The organism is Leclercia sp. LTM14 (assembly GCF_023736175.1).
GTDB lineage: Bacteria > Pseudomonadota > Gammaproteobacteria > Enterobacterales > Enterobacteriaceae > Enterobacter > Enterobacter barmai.
Genome location: NZ_JAIKTT010000011.1, coordinates 52,520 through 66,554 on the forward strand (window position 1 = coordinate 52,520; position 14,035 = coordinate 66,554).

The 14,035-nt window shown below is 58.6% G+C and carries 13 protein-coding genes and 2 pseudogenes; 9 read left to right on the plus strand and 6 right to left on the minus strand.

Annotation, left to right across the window (positions count from 1 at the left end; all coding sequences use genetic code 11):
* The first annotated feature begins 31 nt into the window (after positions 1 to 31).
* A pseudogene (locus tag K5I40_RS19365) lies at positions 32 to 1,271 on the plus strand (MFS transporter).
* A gap of 4 nt (positions 1,272 to 1,275) precedes the next feature.
* Here the strand turns inward: K5I40_RS19365 and K5I40_RS19370 are convergent.
* Positions 1,276 to 1,833: a DcrB family lipoprotein gene (locus K5I40_RS19370; protein WP_039032494.1), complete on the minus strand. Its 558-nt coding sequence runs from the start codon at positions 1,831 to 1,833 to the stop codon at positions 1,276 to 1,278.
* 72 nt (positions 1,834 to 1,905) lie between these two features.
* Positions 1,906 to 2,571 (minus strand): 7-cyano-7-deazaguanine/7-aminomethyl-7-deazaguanine transporter, encoded by a 666-nt coding sequence (locus K5I40_RS19375; protein WP_139563773.1) that lies wholly within the window; start codon positions 2,569 to 2,571, stop codon positions 1,906 to 1,908.
* Between the two features lie 171 nt (positions 2,572 to 2,742).
* Between K5I40_RS19375 and tusA the strand changes: the two genes are divergently transcribed.
* The 4 genes and pseudogenes from tusA (at position 2,743) to K5I40_RS19395 (ending at position 6,001) form a co-directional block, all read left to right on the plus strand.
* Positions 2,743 to 2,985, plus strand: coding sequence for a sulfurtransferase TusA (gene tusA, locus K5I40_RS19380; RefSeq protein ID WP_039032496.1), 243 nt, complete (start codon positions 2,743 to 2,745; stop codon positions 2,983 to 2,985).
* 227 nt (positions 2,986 to 3,212) lie between these two features.
* Complete coding sequence (locus K5I40_RS19385; RefSeq protein WP_039032497.1) at positions 3,213 to 4,184, plus strand: TRAP transporter substrate-binding protein; 972 nt, start codon at positions 3,213 to 3,215, stop codon at positions 4,182 to 4,184.
* Between the two features lie 12 nt (positions 4,185 to 4,196).
* Entirely contained in the window at positions 4,197 to 4,706 is a 510-nt protein-coding gene (locus tag K5I40_RS19390) for a TRAP transporter small permease (protein WP_223075696.1), read from the plus strand.
* A 10-nt stretch (positions 4,707 to 4,716) separates the two neighbouring features.
* Positions 4,717 to 6,001 (plus strand): annotated as a pseudogene (locus K5I40_RS19395) (TRAP transporter large permease).
* 146 nt (positions 6,002 to 6,147) lie between these two features.
* On the opposite strand, the gene zntA reads toward K5I40_RS19395, so the two are convergent.
* Positions 6,148 to 8,334 carry a Zn(II)/Cd(II)/Pb(II) translocating P-type ATPase ZntA gene (gene zntA / locus K5I40_RS19400; RefSeq protein WP_223075695.1) on the minus strand — a complete coding sequence of 729 codons (2,187 nt, stop codon included), beginning with the start codon at positions 8,332 to 8,334 and terminating at the stop codon, positions 6,148 to 6,150.
* A 72-nt stretch (positions 8,335 to 8,406) separates the two neighbouring features.
* Complete coding sequence (locus K5I40_RS19405) at positions 8,407 to 9,033, minus strand: lysoplasmalogenase (protein ID WP_039032500.1); 627 nt, start codon at positions 9,031 to 9,033, stop codon at positions 8,407 to 8,409.
* A 128-nt stretch (positions 9,034 to 9,161) separates the two neighbouring features.
* Here K5I40_RS19405 and K5I40_RS19410 point away from each other — a divergent pair, with 128 nt between their 5' ends.
* Positions 9,162 to 9,521 carry a DUF2500 domain-containing protein gene (locus K5I40_RS19410; protein ID WP_223075694.1) on the plus strand — a complete coding sequence of 120 codons (360 nt, stop codon included), beginning with the start codon at positions 9,162 to 9,164 and terminating at the stop codon, positions 9,519 to 9,521.
* 57 nt (positions 9,522 to 9,578) lie between these two features.
* On the opposite strand, the gene K5I40_RS19415 is transcribed toward K5I40_RS19410, so the two are convergent.
* Together K5I40_RS19415 and rsmD are read right to left on the minus strand one after the other, a co-directional pair.
* Entirely contained in the window at positions 9,579 to 9,860 is a 282-nt protein-coding gene (locus K5I40_RS19415; RefSeq protein WP_039032502.1) for a DUF1145 family protein, read from the minus strand.
* Positions 9,844 to 10,446 (minus strand): 16S rRNA (guanine(966)-N(2))-methyltransferase, encoded by a 603-nt coding sequence (rsmD, locus tag K5I40_RS19420; RefSeq protein ID WP_223075693.1) that lies wholly within the window; start codon positions 10,444 to 10,446, stop codon positions 9,844 to 9,846. Before rsmD ends, K5I40_RS19415 begins: the two co-directional genes overlap by 17 nt.
* A gap of 137 nt (positions 10,447 to 10,583) precedes the next feature.
* Between rsmD and ftsY the strand changes: the two genes are divergently transcribed.
* Genes ftsY through ftsX form a run of 3 tightly spaced genes read left to right on the plus strand, consistent with a single transcriptional unit; the run spans position 10,584 to position 13,784 of the window.
* The gene (ftsY, locus tag K5I40_RS19425) at positions 10,584 to 12,065 is read left to right on the plus strand and encodes a signal recognition particle-docking protein FtsY (RefSeq protein WP_223075692.1); all 1,482 of its coding nucleotides are present in this window, start codon (positions 10,584 to 10,586) and stop codon (positions 12,063 to 12,065) included.
* A gap of 2 nt (positions 12,066 to 12,067) precedes the next feature.
* Positions 12,068 to 12,733: a cell division ATP-binding protein FtsE gene (ftsE, locus tag K5I40_RS19430; protein WP_039032505.1), complete on the plus strand. Its 666-nt coding sequence runs from the start codon at positions 12,068 to 12,070 to the stop codon at positions 12,731 to 12,733.
* Positions 12,726 to 13,784 carry a permease-like cell division protein FtsX gene (gene ftsX / locus K5I40_RS19435; RefSeq protein ID WP_223075691.1) on the plus strand — a complete coding sequence of 353 codons (1,059 nt, stop codon included), beginning with the start codon at positions 12,726 to 12,728 and terminating at the stop codon, positions 13,782 to 13,784. Before ftsE ends, ftsX begins: the two co-directional genes overlap by 8 nt.
* The last annotated feature ends 251 nt before the right edge of the window (positions 13,785 to 14,035 follow it).

Sequence of the window (14,035 nt, forward strand, 5' to 3'; positions counted from 1 at the left end):
CTGCTGCATTTCTGCCCCTGGCATGGTAATAGTGAAACACTGTTGTAAAAATTCTGGTGAACCTGATGCCCGAACCTGCCGCCGAACCGGCACTGAGTGGATTACGCCTCAACCTGCGTATTGTTTCCGTCGTTATTTTCAACTTTGCCAGCTACCTGACCATCGGCCTGCCGCTGGCCGTCCTGCCGGGCTATGTGCATGACATCATGGGCTTTAGCGCCTTCTGGGCGGGCCTGGTAATCAGCCTGCAATACTTCGCGACCCTGCTAAGCCGCCCCTATGCCGGGCGCTATGCCGACCTGTTCGGGCCAAAAAGCATTGTGGTGCTGGGGCTGTGCGGCTGCTTCCTGAGCGGGGTGAGCTATTTTCTCGCCGGACTCACCAGCGGCTGGCCGGTGGTCAGCCTCGCGCTGCTCTGTTTTGGTCGGGTGATTTTAGGCGTCGGGCAGAGCCTTGCCGGCACCGGCTCCACCCTGTGGGGCGTGGGCGTGGTGGGAGCCTCGCACATCGGGCGGGTGATCTCCTGGAACGGGATTGTCACCTACGGGGCGATGGCGATGGGGGCCCCACTGGGCGTACTTTGCTATCGCTACACCGGCCTGAACGGGCTGGCGCTGACCATCATGCTGGTGGCGCTGCTGGCGATTTTGTTCGCCCTGCCGCGCCCGAAAGTCAAAGCCAGCAAGGGCAAGCCGATGCCGTTTCGCGCGGTGCTGGGGCGCGTCTGGCCCTACGGCATGGCGCTGGCCCTCGGCTCGGCGGGCTTTGGGGTGATCGCCACCTTCATTACGCTGTTCTACGCCGATAAAGGCTGGGACGGGGCGGCCTTTGCGCTGACGCTGTTTAGCTGCGCCTTCGTCGGTACGCGTCTGCTGTTCCCGAACGGCATCAACCGGCTGGGCGGGCTGAATGTGGCGATGATCTGCTTTGGCGTCGAGATTATCGGCCTGCTGCTGACCGGCATCGCCGGGGAGCCGTGGGTGGCGCGGATCGGGGTGTTCCTCGCCGGGGCGGGTTTCTCGCTGGTCTTCCCGGCGCTGGGCGTGGTGGCAGTAAAGGCCGTGCCGCAGCAGAATCAGGGCGCGGCGCTGGCGACCTATACGGTGTTTATGGATATGTCGCTGGGGATCACCGGGCCGCTGGCCGGGCTGGTAATGGCGTGGGCCGGCGTGCCGGTTATCTATCTGGCAGCGGCGGGGCTGGTGGCGGTGGCGTTACTGCTGACGTGGCGGCTAAAAAAATGGCCTCCGGAGGAGGCCATTGCATCGTGATAACTTACTGAATCACGAGGGTATTGATGATGTTCTCTGCGGCGGTCTGCGCTTTCTGCTGATCGTCAGCAGGCAGCGTGATCTGCAGGGTCAGCAGCTTGTTGTCCACTTTTCCCAGCACCACGGAAGAGTAGGCGGTCTGGCCTTTGGCAGAGATGATGCTGTCCAGCTGCTGCAGGTTGTGGCCTTTCAGCTCGATGGTTTTGTTGGTGACCACCTGCAGCTGCGGGTCGCGGCTGCGCTGCTGATCTTCCAGACGTTTCGCCAGCACGCCCAGGTCTTCGCTGGTGTCGTCGCCGACAATCACAATCACCGCTTTTTGCCCGGTGGCATCGGAGTAGACGTGCATGTTATTCGACTGGGTGCCCAGCTTGCCGCTCTGATCGGTCATATCCGCAGGCAGCGAGAAGCTAAGTTTGCCATCCATCAGGCTGACCGGCTGACCCGTAGCATTGCTTTCAGCAGACGCACCCTGAGCAGGCGTTTTGGTGTCGCTGTTGTCACAAGCAGCAAGCCCCATCACCAGCAGGCCAATCCCGACATATTTAACCAGATTGCGCATTGAATTCTTCCTTTCGATAAACGGCCATAACGGCGCATCTGCTCATCTTAACACAACTGTTCAGGGGAACCCTTAACCTGCCCGCAATGCTGAGATTTCAGATTTATCCGCGAATCTTTTCAGCAACATATTCAGCAGCACGCCGTACATCGGCAGGAAGAAGACCAGGCTGATAAGCACCTTAAAGGCGTAATCCACCAGCGCGATTTCCATCCAGTGTTCGGCCATAAAGGCATCCGGGCTGCGCCAGAAAGCAATAAAGAAGAAGGCCAGCGTATCGCTGACGTTGCCAAACAGCGTGGAGGCGGTCGGTGCCATCCACCAGCGATGGTTCTGGCGCAGGCGGTTAAACACATGCACGTCGAGGATCTGCCCCAGCGCGTAGGCCATAAAGCTGGCGGCGGCGATACGGGCGACAAACAGGTTGAAGTGCGCCAGCGCCCCGAAGCCCTGCCAGCTTCCCATGTAGAACAGCGAGGAGATCACGTACGAGACAAACAGCGCCGGCAGCATGACGGCAAAAATAATGCGTCGGGCCAGCGGTGCGCCAAAGATACGGACGGTGAGGTCGGTCGCGAGGAAGATAAACGGGAAACTGAACGCGCCCCAGGTGGTATGAAAACCAAAAATGGAGATCGGGAGCTGCACAAGGTAGTTACTGGAGGTGATCACCAGCAGATGAAAAAGCGAAAGCCAGAACAACGCTTTTACGCGCTGCGATTGAGAGAACTGCGTCATATTGTGACCTTTTTGATTAAAAATTTGGGGTGAGGGAACCCAATAAAACCGCCGCATCATACTGCTTTCACTATGCTTTGCAACGGCTAATTTTTACGCAATCGTTAACCTGGTTTGCATTGCCCTGTCCGGGGCGTAAACTACTGCCGTTTTTATCTGGACGAGACGACGATGACCGATCTGTTTACCCACCCGGACCACACCCTTGATGCACAGGGCCTGCGCTGCCCGGAACCCGTCATGATGGTGCGCAAAACCGTGCGCACGATGCAAACCGGCGAAACGCTGTTAATTATTGCCGACGATCCGGCTACCACCCGCGATATTCCCGGCTTCTGTACCTTTATGGAACATGAGCTGCTGGCGCAGGAGACCGCGTCGCTGCCGTATCGGTATCTTATCCGCAAAGGCTAATGCCATTTTGCCCGGCGGCGCTTCGCTTGCACGGGCCTACGCGTAGGCCGGGTAAGGCGCAGCCGCCACCCGGCATGACCGCCGCCACAAATTTAAACCACCATTCATTTTTTAGCGCTTTTTGTGAAGTGCTTCACCCACGTTTTCCAGGCAGTAGGCTAGTTTTGAAGCGTTAATAATTAAAACAACGTTCCGATACTCACCCTCACTACCCTGGAGTTGACTCAATGAAAACGACCCTCAAGCCGTTGCTGGCTGCTCTGTGCCTGTCAGCTTTTGCTGCCTCCGTCTCTGCGCAAACCATTAAAGCCGCTGATGTGCATCCCGAAGGCTACCCCAACGTGGTGGCGGTACAGCATATGGGTGAAAAACTCAAACAACAAACCGACGGCAAGCTGGATATCAAAGTCTTCCCGGGCGGCGTGCTGGGTGATGAAAAGCAGATGATCGAGCAGGCGCAGATGGGCGCCATCGACATGATCCGCGTCTCTATGGCGCCGGTTGCGGCGATTCTGCCGGATATCGAAGTCTTTACCCTGCCCTACGTTTTCCGCGATGAAGACCATATGCACAAAGTGATCGACGGCGATATCGGCAAATCCATCGGCGAGAAGCTCACGAATAACCCGAAATCCCGTCTCGTCTTCCTCGGCTGGATGGACTCCGGCACCCGTAACCTGATCACCAAGAACCCGGTGGTGAAACCTGAAGATCTGAAAGGGATGAAGATCCGCGTTCAGGGTAGCCCGGTGGCGCTGGCCACGCTGAAAGATATGGGCGCCAACTCGGTCGCGATGGGGGTCAGTGAAGTGTACAGCGGCATGCAGACCGGCGTTATCGACGGCGCAGAGAATAACCCACCGACCTTTATCGCCCACAACTACATGCCGGTTGCCAAAAACTACACCCTCAGCGGCCACTTTATCACCCCGGAAATGCTGCTCTACTCCAAAGTGAAGTGGGACAAGCTGAGCGCCGACGAGCAGGAGAAGATTAAGACTCTGGCCCGTGAAGCCCAGATGGAGCAACGCAAACTGTGGCAGGAATACAACGCCCAGGCGCTGGAAAAAATGAAGGCCGGCGGCGTGCAGTTCCATGACATCGACAAGGCCGTCTTTATCAAAGCGACAGAGCCGGTGCGCGCCCAGTATGGCGAGAAGCATCAGGATCTGATGAAAGCGATCGCTGACGTTCAGTAAGCCGGAGTCTCTATGTCCGAACTTTATCTAAAGTGGATGGACCGTCTCTACCTGCTGGCGATGGCCGTAGCCGGGCTGTCGCTGCTGGTGATGACTATCGTTATCCCCATTGGCATCTTTTCGCGCTACGTACTCAACCGCGGTGAGTCGTGGCCGGAGCCGATTGCCATTATCTGCATGGTGACGTTCACCTTTATCGGCGCGGCGGTGAGCTACCGCGCCGGCTCGCATATTGCGGTGAATATGCTCACTGACAGATTACCGGTTTCACTGAAAACGCTCTGCGCGCGCACGGTGGATCTGCTGATGCTGGCGATCTCGGGGATCATGTTCTGGTACAGCTACCTGCTGTGCATTGAACTCTGGGAGCAGCCGGTGGCGGAGTTCCCGATCCTGACCTCCGGCGAAAGCTATCTGCCGCTGCCGATCGGATCGGCAGTGTTAATCCTGTTTGTGCTTGAGCGTCTGATGTTTGGCTCTCAGGAACATCGCCCGGTCGTGCTGATCGGCAACCACAGTTAAGGGGTGAACAATGGATGCATTTGTTTTGTTATTCACCCTCGCCATTCTGCTGGCGCTGGGGATGCCGGTGGCCTTTGCCGTCGGCTTAAGCGCCGTGGCCGGGGCGCTGTGGATTGACTTGCCGCTGGAAGCGCTGATGATCCAGATAACCAGCGGGGTGAATAAGTTCACCCTGCTGGCGATCCCGTTCTTTATCCTCGCCGGGGCGATCATGGCGGAAGGGGGCATTGCCCGCCGTCTGGTGAACTTTGCCTATATCTTCGTCGGCTTTATTCGCGGCGGGCTGTCGCTGGTGAATATCGTCGCCTCGACCTTCTTCGGCGCGATTTCCGGCTCCTCGGTGGCGGATACCGCCTCCATCGGGACAGTGATGATCCCGGAGATGGAGAAGAAGGGCTATCCGCGCGAATACGCGGCGGCGGTGACGGCCAGCGGTTCGGTGCAGGCGATTTTGATCCCGCCCAGCCACAACTCGGTGATTTACTCGCTGGCGGCCGGAGGCACCGTCTCCATCGCCACGCTGTTTATCGCGGGCGTGCTGCCGGGGCTGATCCTCGGGTTAAGCCTGATGGTGCTGTGCCTGGGCTTGCGCGCAACGGGGTTATCCAAAAGGCGAAAGGGTGCCTTTCAAACAGGCGCTGAAGATCTTCTTCGATGCCCTGTGGGGGCTGATGACGGTGGTGATTATCCTTGGCGGTATCTTGTCGGGGATCTTTACCGCCACGGAATCTGCGGCGGTCGCCTGTCTGTGGGCGTTCTTTGTCACCATGTTTATCTATCGCGACTACAAGTGGAACGAACTGCCGAAGCTGATGTGCCGCACGGTGAAGACGGTAACCATCGTGATGATCCTGATCGGCTTCGCGGCGGCGTTTGGCGCGGTGATGACCTACATGCAGCTGCCGATGCGGATCACCGAGTTCTTTACCTCGCTCTCAGATAACAAGTACGTGATCCTGATGTACCTCAACATCATGCTGCTGCTGATTGGCACCCTGATGGACATGGCGCCGATCATCCTGATCCTGACCCCTGTCCTGCTGCCGGTGACCAATTCGCTGGGCATCGATCCGGTGCATTTCGGCATGATCATGATGGTAAACCTTGGGATCGGCCTGATTACCCCGCCGGTAGGATCGGTGCTGTTTGTTGCCAGTGCGGTGAGCAAGCAGAAGATTGAAGCGGTGGTGCGGGAGATGCTGCCATTCTACGGCATGTTGCTGGTGGTGCTGGGGATGGTGACCTACATTCCGGCGATATCGTTGTGGTTGCCGAGGATGTTGGGTATGCAGTAGTGAAAATGCCGGGCGGCGCTGCGCTTGCCCGGCCTACGGTTCGAGGACGTTGTAGGCCCGGTAAGGCGCAGCCGCCACCGGGCGTTTTACGGCCAGTGCACATGTTTTGTAGGCCCGGTAAGGCGCAGCCGCCACCGGGCGTTTTCTTACCGGCCACGCAACAACCGCAACGCGTTCGCCGTCACTAATACCGTCGCCCCGGTATCCGCCAGCACCGCCAGCCACAATCCCGTTATTCCCAGTAGCGTGGTCACCAGGAAAATCCCCTTTAACCCCAGCGCGATAGCGATGTTCTGCCGGATATTGGCCCGGGTGGCGCGGGCAAGAGCAATCATCTGCGCCAGCCCGGTCAGGCGGTTGTGGGTGAGCGCCGCATCGGCGGTCTCCAGCGCCACGTCGGTGCCGCTGCCCATCGCGATCCCAATCGTAGCTGCCTTCATCGCCGGGGCATCGTTGATCCCGTCCCCGACCATCGCCAGCGGCGCTTGCGCATTCAGCGCCGTCACCGCCTGCACTTTATCGGCGGGCAGCAGGCCAGCGCGGAAGTCCAGCCCCAGCTCCCCGGCAATGGCGGCGGCGGCGCGCGGGTTATCCCCGGTCAAAATCACCCCGTTGACCCCAAGCTGGTGCAGGGCCTGAACCGCCTCCTTCGCATCCTCACGCAAAGTGTCGCGCAGGGTAATCAGCCCTTTTGCCACGCCATCCTGCACGAGCATGACCACAGTTTGTCCGGCCTGCTCGAGGGACGCGATTTGCCCGGACAGCTGCGGAGCAGGGAATTTATCCGCCGCACAAATCAGGATCGTGCTGTCCGCTACCCTGGCCTCGATGCCCGAACCCATCAGCGCGCGCTGGGCACTCGCTGCCGCAATCGTCAGACTCCGGGCTTTTGCTTCACGCACAATCGCCTGCGCCAGCGGGTGGGTGGAACCTTGCTCCACCGCCGCCGCCAGCGCCAGCAGATCGTTTTCGCTGATGTCGAGAGGATAAACGCCCGTCACCTGCGGCTTGCCGACCGTCAGAGTGCCGGTTTTATCGAAGGCCACCTGATGCACCTGCGCCAGCTGCTCCAGCGCCGCGCCGCCCTTAATCAACGCGCCACGTCGCGCCGCCGCCGCCAGCCCGGAGGTGATGGCCGCCGGGGTGGAGATCACCAGCGCGCACGGACAGCCAATCAGCAGCAGGGTCAGCCCCTTATAGATCCAGCCCTCCCACGGGGCGCTGAACAGCAGCGGCGGCATTACGGCCACCAGCAGGGCAACCAGCATAATCACCGGGGTATAGATGCGGCTGAAACGGTCGATGAAACGCTCCACCGGGGCGCGGCGCTCTTCGGCCTCTTCGATCAGCTTCAGGATGCGATCGATGGCGCTGTCGCCGGGTTCGGACAACACCCTCAGCTCGACCAGCCGATCGACGCTGGTGGCGCCCGCCGGGACTTTTTCACCCGCTGCACGGTCGACCGGGATGGATTCGCCGGTCAGCGCGCTTTCGTCAAAGCTGGCCGCGGCGGTAAGCAGCGTTCCGTCAGCGGGCAGACGGCCCCCGGCGGCGACTTCGATCACATCCCCCGGACGCAGCGCGGCAATGGGCACGGTTTTGCGCTCGCCGTTAATCACCTGGGTGGCGGTCTCGGGCTTCAGCGCCATCAGCGCACTCACCCCTTTACGCGCCCGGCTCGCCGCCCAGCCTTCGAGCCGCTCGCCAATCAGAAACAGCAGCAGCACCATCGCCGCTTCCGCCGTGGCGCCGATAAACAGCGCTCCGATGGCGGCCACGCTCATCAGCGTTTCGATGGCGAACCAGCTGCCGCTTTTCATCAGGCGCAGCGCCTGACGGGCTACCGGCCATAGCCCGACGAGGGTGGTGGCGATAAAGGCAAGGTTGCCGAGCGGGTGGTTGAACTGCGTAAGGATCCAGCTCAGCGCCATCAGCACCACCAGCGTGATGAGCGGCAGGTTATCGCGCAGCAGAGAGGTTTTTTCAGCCGGGGCGTTTTCGTTGCGCAGGGTGTAGCCCGCTTTCACCACCGCGGCCTCGACCTGGGCGCTGACGTTGCTTGCCGCATCAACCAGCAGTTTTTCCGTGGCAAACAGCACCTGAACATGATTCACGCCCGGCACCTGGCGAACGGCGGTTTCCACTTTGCGGGCGCAGGCGGCGCAGTCCATGCCGTTGACCACCCAGCTGTAACGCTGGCCTTCTACGGGCGGCACGGTTTCGGCCTGCGGCGCAGCGTGATCCACGGCGCAACAGGCGTCTTTAGCGGGAAGGGGGGCAAGTTTAAGCGCCGAGAACTGCGGCACTTTTTTCGGTGTTTCTGGAGTCGACATGGCACTCTCCGGCAATGATAATTTTCTCATTAACCGCAGTATGCACTCTGGAGTCGACTCCAGAGTCAAGCGTTAAATATAGAGCGAACGCACAATCAGGAAGTGCCCGGCAAAGTAGCACGCGGCGGCAATGGCGTTATCGGCGCGGAAACGGCGACGATAGTGGCTACCCAGCCAGACGATATTGCCCAGCAGCAGGAGCGTAGCGCCGATGAAGGCCGACAGCGCCGGAGCCGTTGGACGGAAGAACCACAGCTCGCCCGCAAGCCACACCATCACCAGGGTCATGGCGATAAAGGTACACACCGCCCAGCGCAGCTCTTCCAGACGCGACCAGATCACCGCGATCAGCAGTGCGCCAATCACCAGCAGCGCCAGCGGCAGCGGCCAGAAGAAGGAGAGTGTCATCTGGCTGGCAAAGTAGATGGTGTAGAGCAGGTGGGATAAGAAGAAGGCCCCCACGGCATACAGCAGACGCTGGCGCGGCAGCAGGGTCAGAGCATCGCCTGCCAGCGACGCGCAGAGCCCGGCGAGAACCAGGTAGCTGATCGCGTTAAACATCGGTGCCTGCCAGGCCAGCAGCAGCAGGAGCAACAGGGTGACGGGTTTAAAGAGCCAGCGCTGCCAGGCTGGGCCGCGGTAGGACGCATCGACATACAGCCATGCGGAGAAACAGACAGCGATAAATGACCAAAGCATATTAAGTCCCTGTATCTGTTATTGTTGAATAAACAGTTTCACTTCAGTGTAGTGGTGCAGACGGGCCAATAGCAATGCCTGACGCGGCACGCTATTCTGATTTCAGCCTGGTCTTATAGGATGGTCTAATGAGCAAGATACCGCTCTTTTTTATTATCGTGCTGGCGATTATCGTCGTTGCAGCGTCATTTCGCTTTGTGCAGCAGCGCCGGGAAAAGGCCGATAACGACGCCGCGCCGCTGCTGCAAAAGCGGGTGGTGGTGAGCAATAAACGGGAAAAAGCCCTCAACGACAGGCGCTCGCGCCAGCAGCAGGTGACGCCTGCCGGCACCACCATGCGCTATGAAGCGAGCTTTAAGCCGGAAAGCGGCGGCCTGGAGATGACCTTTCGCCTCGACGAGAAGCAGTACCATCAGCTGACGGTGGGGGATAAAGGGGTGCTGAGCTACAAGGGATCGCGGTTTGAGGGGTTTGATCCGGCGCCGTGATGTGCGGCGAACCCGTAGGCCCGGTAAGCGAAGCGCCACCGGGCAACAGCGCGCACGTTACTTCTTCGCCTGCGCCTTAAACTTATTCATCCATACCAGCAGCTCAAACACGCCAAAAACAAAGACCCGGAACTGCTGCCAGCCGGTCATTTTTGGGCCATCTTTCGGCATCCCGTTTTTCAGCATCACCATCTGCAGGGCGTGCATGAATGAGGTAAAAATCAGCGCCACGTTGACGAAAATGTTCATTGGGCGCGGGAACGGGTGGACGAGGTTGAGCAGTAAAAATGCCCAGACCCCAATCATCAGCAAACGACCCAGATTAATCAGTACCGGCATCAGTCTCTCCTTGTGATTGTCGGTGATAAAGACGATAGGCGACCTGTCCGGCCACTTTTTCCCGGTGCAGATCCCAGTGGGCAGGCACCGGCGGTAAACCGTTTTCTACCTCGCTCTCGACGTAGATTAGCGCATCATTCGCCAGCCAGCCGTTGTTTTCCAGCAGCGTTAACGTCTCTTCCAGCAGCCCTTTACGAAACGGCGGATCGACAAACACCACATCGTGCGGCGTGCCCGCCTGGGCCAGAAACGCGAGGGAGTTGGTGTTAACGACGCGGGCGTGCGCCGCTTTTAACATAACGAGATTTTGCTGCAGCTGCTGGGCGACGCTGCGATCCATCTCCAGCAGCGTGGCGCTGGCGGCGTAGCGCGACAGGGCTTCGATGCCGAGCGCGCCGCTTCCGGCGAAGCAGTCCAGGCAGCGGGCATCTACCATTGAAGGTGCCAGCCAGTTAAACAGCGTCTCGCGGACGCGGTCGGTGGTCGGGCGCAGGCCGGGGCTGTCCGGTACGGGAAGTTTACGGCCTCGCCACTGGCCGCCGATAATGCGGATCTGGCCAGCGGCGGCACGGTTGGGTTTCTTCATATTGTTGCTCAGGTCACTCGTACGGCCTGCGCTTGCAGGCGGTGATGTGCGTTAAGTTAAGTGATAAACTATTTCATCATTTTTTTAGCTTCCATGTATATAGCGCCAGTAATTAACCGCGAGGGGTGTAGTCGCAGATGGCAAAAGAGAAAAAACGTGGCTTCTTTTCCTGGCTGGGATTTGGTCAAAAAGAGCAGGAAACCGAGCAGCAGAACGAAGAACAACAGGTCGCAGAGCAGCCGGCGGTTGTTGAACAGCCGCAGCCTGAAACCCCTGTTGAAACCGTCGCTGACGTAGAAGCAGAAGAACACGCCCACAGCCAGCAAGAGACTGAAGCCTTTGCTGAAGAGGTGGTTGAGGTTACTGAGCAGGTTCAGGAGAGCGAAAAACCGCAGCCGGTCGAGCCGGAGCCTGTCGCCGTAGAACCAGAACCGGTTGTCGAGCCCGAGCCTGAAGCCGAGCCGGTGCAGGCGGTTGAGCATGAGGAGCTGCCGCTGCCGGAAGAGATCGCCGAACAGATTGAAGAAGTCATTCCGGAAGAGTATCTGCCAGAGTCTGAAGAAGAGGTAATCAGCGACGAAGAGCTGGAAGCTCAGGCGCTGGCGGCCGAGGCGGCAGAAGAGGCGGTGATCGTTGTTCCGGTCGCTGAAGAAGACGAGCCGGTCGAAGAGATCGCTCAGGAGCAGGAAAAACCGACCAAAGAAGGGTTCTTCGCCCGCCTGAAACGCAGCCTGATCAAGACCAAAGAGAACCTCGGTTCCGGATTTATCAGCCTGTTCCGCGGCAAGAAAATCGACGATGATCTCTTTGAAGAGCTGGAAGAACAGCTCCTGATTGCCGACGTTGGTGTGGAAACTACCCGCAAAATCATCAGCAGCCTGACCGAGAGCGCCAGCCGTAAGCAGCTGCGCGACGCCGAAGCGCTGTACGGACTGCTGAAAGAAGAGATGGGCGAAATCCTCGCAAAAGTTGACGAACCGCTTAATATTGAAGGCAAAATGCCTTTTGTTATTCTGATGGTCGGCGTTAACGGCGTGGGTAAAACCACCACCATCGGCAAGCTGGCGCGTCAGTTTGAGCAGCAGGGCAAATCGGTGATGCTGGCCGCGGGGGATACCTTCCGTGCTGCCGCCGTTGAGCAGCTGCAGGTGTGGGGCCAGCGCAACAATATTCCGGTGATTGCCCAGCACACTGGCGCAGACTCCGCATCGGTAATTTTCGATGCCATTCAGGCGGCGAAAGCGCGTAATGTGGATGTCCTGATTGCCGATACCGCAGGGCGTTTGCAGAATAAATCGCACCTGATGGAAGAACTGAAGAAGATCGTCCGCGTCATGAAGAAGCTGGACGAAGATGCACCGCATGAAATTATGCTGACTATTGATGCCAGCACCGGGCAGAACGCCATCAGCCAGGCGAAGCTGTTCCATGAAGCGGTAGGGCTGACCGGGATCACGTTGACCAAGCTGGATGGCACCGCGAAAGGCGGGGTGATCTTCTCGGTGGCGGACCAGTTTGGTATTCCTATCCGTTACATCGGTGTTGGCGAACGTATCGAGGATTTACGTCCGTTTAAATCGGGCGACTTTATTGAGGCACTTTTTGCCCGAGAGGATTAACAATGATTCGCTTTGAACACGTCAGCAAGGCCTATCTCGGTGGGAGACAAGCGCTGCAGGGGGTTAATTTCCACCTGCAGCCGGGCGAGATGGCATTTCTGACCGGCCACTCCGGCGCGGGGAAAAGTACCCTGCTCAAGCTTATCTGCGGGATCGAACGGCCCAGCGCCGGGAAAATCTGGTTCAGCGGCCATGACATCAGCCGCCTGAAAAACCGCGAAGTGCCGTTCCTGCGTCGGCAGATCGGCATGATTTTCCAGGATCACCATCTGCTGATGGACCGCACGGTATTCGACAACGTGGCGATCCCGCTGATTATCGCGGGCGCCAGCGGGGATGATATTCGTCGTCGCGTGTCGGCAGCGCTGGATAAGGTCGGGCTGCTGGACAAAGCGAAGAACTTCCCTATCCAGCTCTCCGGCGGTGAACAGCAGCGCGTCGGCATTGCCCGTGCGGTGGTGAACAAACCGGCGGTGCTGCTGGCGGATGAACCGACCGGTAATCTGGACGACGCCCTTTCCGAAGGGATCCTGCGTCTGTTTGAGGAGTTTAACCGCGTGGGAGTGACAGTACTGATGGCGACGCACGACATGGGGCTTATCTCCCGCCGTTCGTACCGCATGCTGACGCTCAGCGACGGGCATTTGCACGGAGGCCTCGGTGAATAAGCGTGACGCAATGAACCATATGCGGCAGTTTGGCAGCAAACTCGACCGTTTTCGCAAATCGGCAGGCGGCCCGGGTGACGGCAACCGCAACGTACCGAAGCGCAGCAAATCCTCGCCAAAACCCAACTCGCGCAAGACGAACGTCTTTAACGAGCAGGTGCGTTACGCCTTCCAGGGCGCGCTGCAGGATCTGAAAAGCAAACCCTTCGCCACCTTCCTGACGGTGATGGTTATCGCCATCTCCCTGACCCTGCCCAGCGTCTGCTACATGGTTTACAAAAACGTCAATGAGGCGGCATCGCAGTACTATCCTTCCCCGCAGATCACCGTCTATCTCGATAAATCCCTCGACGATAACGCCGCTGCGCAGGTCGTAGGGCAGCTGCAGGCCGAGCAGGGCGTCGAGAAGGTGAACTACCTGTCGCGGGAAGACGCCCTGGGCGAGTTCCGTAACTGGTCCGGGTTTGGCGGCGCGCTGGATATGCTGGAAGAGAACCCTCTCCCTGCGGTGGCGGTGGTGATCCCGAAACTGGATTTCCAGGGCACCGAGTCGCTGAACACCCTGCGCGATCGCGTTTCCCGTATTCACGGGATTGATGAAGTGCGGATGGACGACAGCTGGTTCGCCCGCCTCACGGCGTTAACCGGTCTGGTCGGGCGCGTGGCGGCGATGATCGGCGTGCTGATGGTGGCGGCGGTGTTCCTGGTGATCGGTAACAGCGTGCGTCTGAGCATCTTCGCCCGTCGCGACACCATCAACGTGCAGAAGCTGATTGGCGCCACCGATGGTTTCATCCTACGTCCGTTCCTTTATGGCGGCGCACTGCTCGGTTTTGCCGGCGCATTTCTTTCACTGATTTTGTCAGAAATTTTGGTGATGCGTCTTTCCGCTGCGGTGACCGATGTGGCGCAGGTTTTCGGAACCAAGTTTAATATCAGTGGCTTATCCTTCGATGAGTGCCTGTTACTGCTGCTGGTTTGCTCGATGATTGGCTGGATAGCCGCCTGGTTAGCAACTGTGCAACATTTACGTCACTTTACCCCTGACTAAAAAATCTCTGGTATAATCTTTCCCTGCATTGAGAATCACCGTGCAGGGAAAGAGTCCCCCTGTTGTCTCTGACCCGCATTATCATCCCCGTGTCACATTTTGTGCGTAATTTATTCACAGTTACATACGGAACTTGTGGATAAAATCACTGTCTGATAAAAGAGTGAATGATATTCTCGTTGCTCATTAATTCTGGCATGTTCGTTGCCTGATGGGGACAAACCGCCGCCAGAAAGAATAGATTGAGAGGA

What these genes read in the sequence shown, in the direction of transcription:
- K5I40_RS19370 (WP_039032494.1), bottom strand. Translation starts at nt 1,833, where the DNA reads ATGCGCAATCTGGTTAAATATGTCGGGATTGGCCTGCTGGTGATGGGG.
- K5I40_RS19375 (WP_139563773.1), bottom strand. Translation starts at nt 2,571, where the DNA reads ATGACGCAGTTCTCTCAATCGCAGCGCGTAAAAGCGTTGTTCTGGCTT.
- tusA (WP_039032496.1), top strand. Translation starts at nt 2,743, where the DNA reads ATGACCGATCTGTTTACCCACCCGGACCACACCCTTGATGCACAGGGC.
- K5I40_RS19385 (WP_039032497.1), top strand. Translation starts at nt 3,213, where the DNA reads ATGAAAACGACCCTCAAGCCGTTGCTGGCTGCTCTGTGCCTGTCAGCT.
- K5I40_RS19390 (WP_223075696.1), top strand. Translation starts at nt 4,197, where the DNA reads ATGTCCGAACTTTATCTAAAGTGGATGGACCGTCTCTACCTGCTGGCG.
- zntA (WP_223075695.1), bottom strand. Translation starts at nt 8,334, where the DNA reads ATGTCGACTCCAGAAACACCGAAAAAAGTGCCGCAGTTCTCGGCGCTT.
- K5I40_RS19405 (WP_039032500.1), bottom strand. Translation starts at nt 9,033, where the DNA reads ATGCTTTGGTCATTTATCGCTGTCTGTTTCTCCGCATGGCTGTATGTC.
- K5I40_RS19410 (WP_223075694.1), top strand. Translation starts at nt 9,162, where the DNA reads ATGAGCAAGATACCGCTCTTTTTTATTATCGTGCTGGCGATTATCGTC.
- K5I40_RS19415 (WP_039032502.1), bottom strand. Translation starts at nt 9,860, where the DNA reads ATGCCGGTACTGATTAATCTGGGTCGTTTGCTGATGATTGGGGTCTGG.
- rsmD (WP_223075693.1), bottom strand. Translation starts at nt 10,446, where the DNA reads ATGAAGAAACCCAACCGTGCCGCCGCTGGCCAGATCCGCATTATCGGC.
- ftsY (WP_223075692.1), top strand. Translation starts at nt 10,584, where the DNA reads ATGGCAAAAGAGAAAAAACGTGGCTTCTTTTCCTGGCTGGGATTTGGT.
- ftsE (WP_039032505.1), top strand. Translation starts at nt 12,068, where the DNA reads ATGATTCGCTTTGAACACGTCAGCAAGGCCTATCTCGGTGGGAGACAA.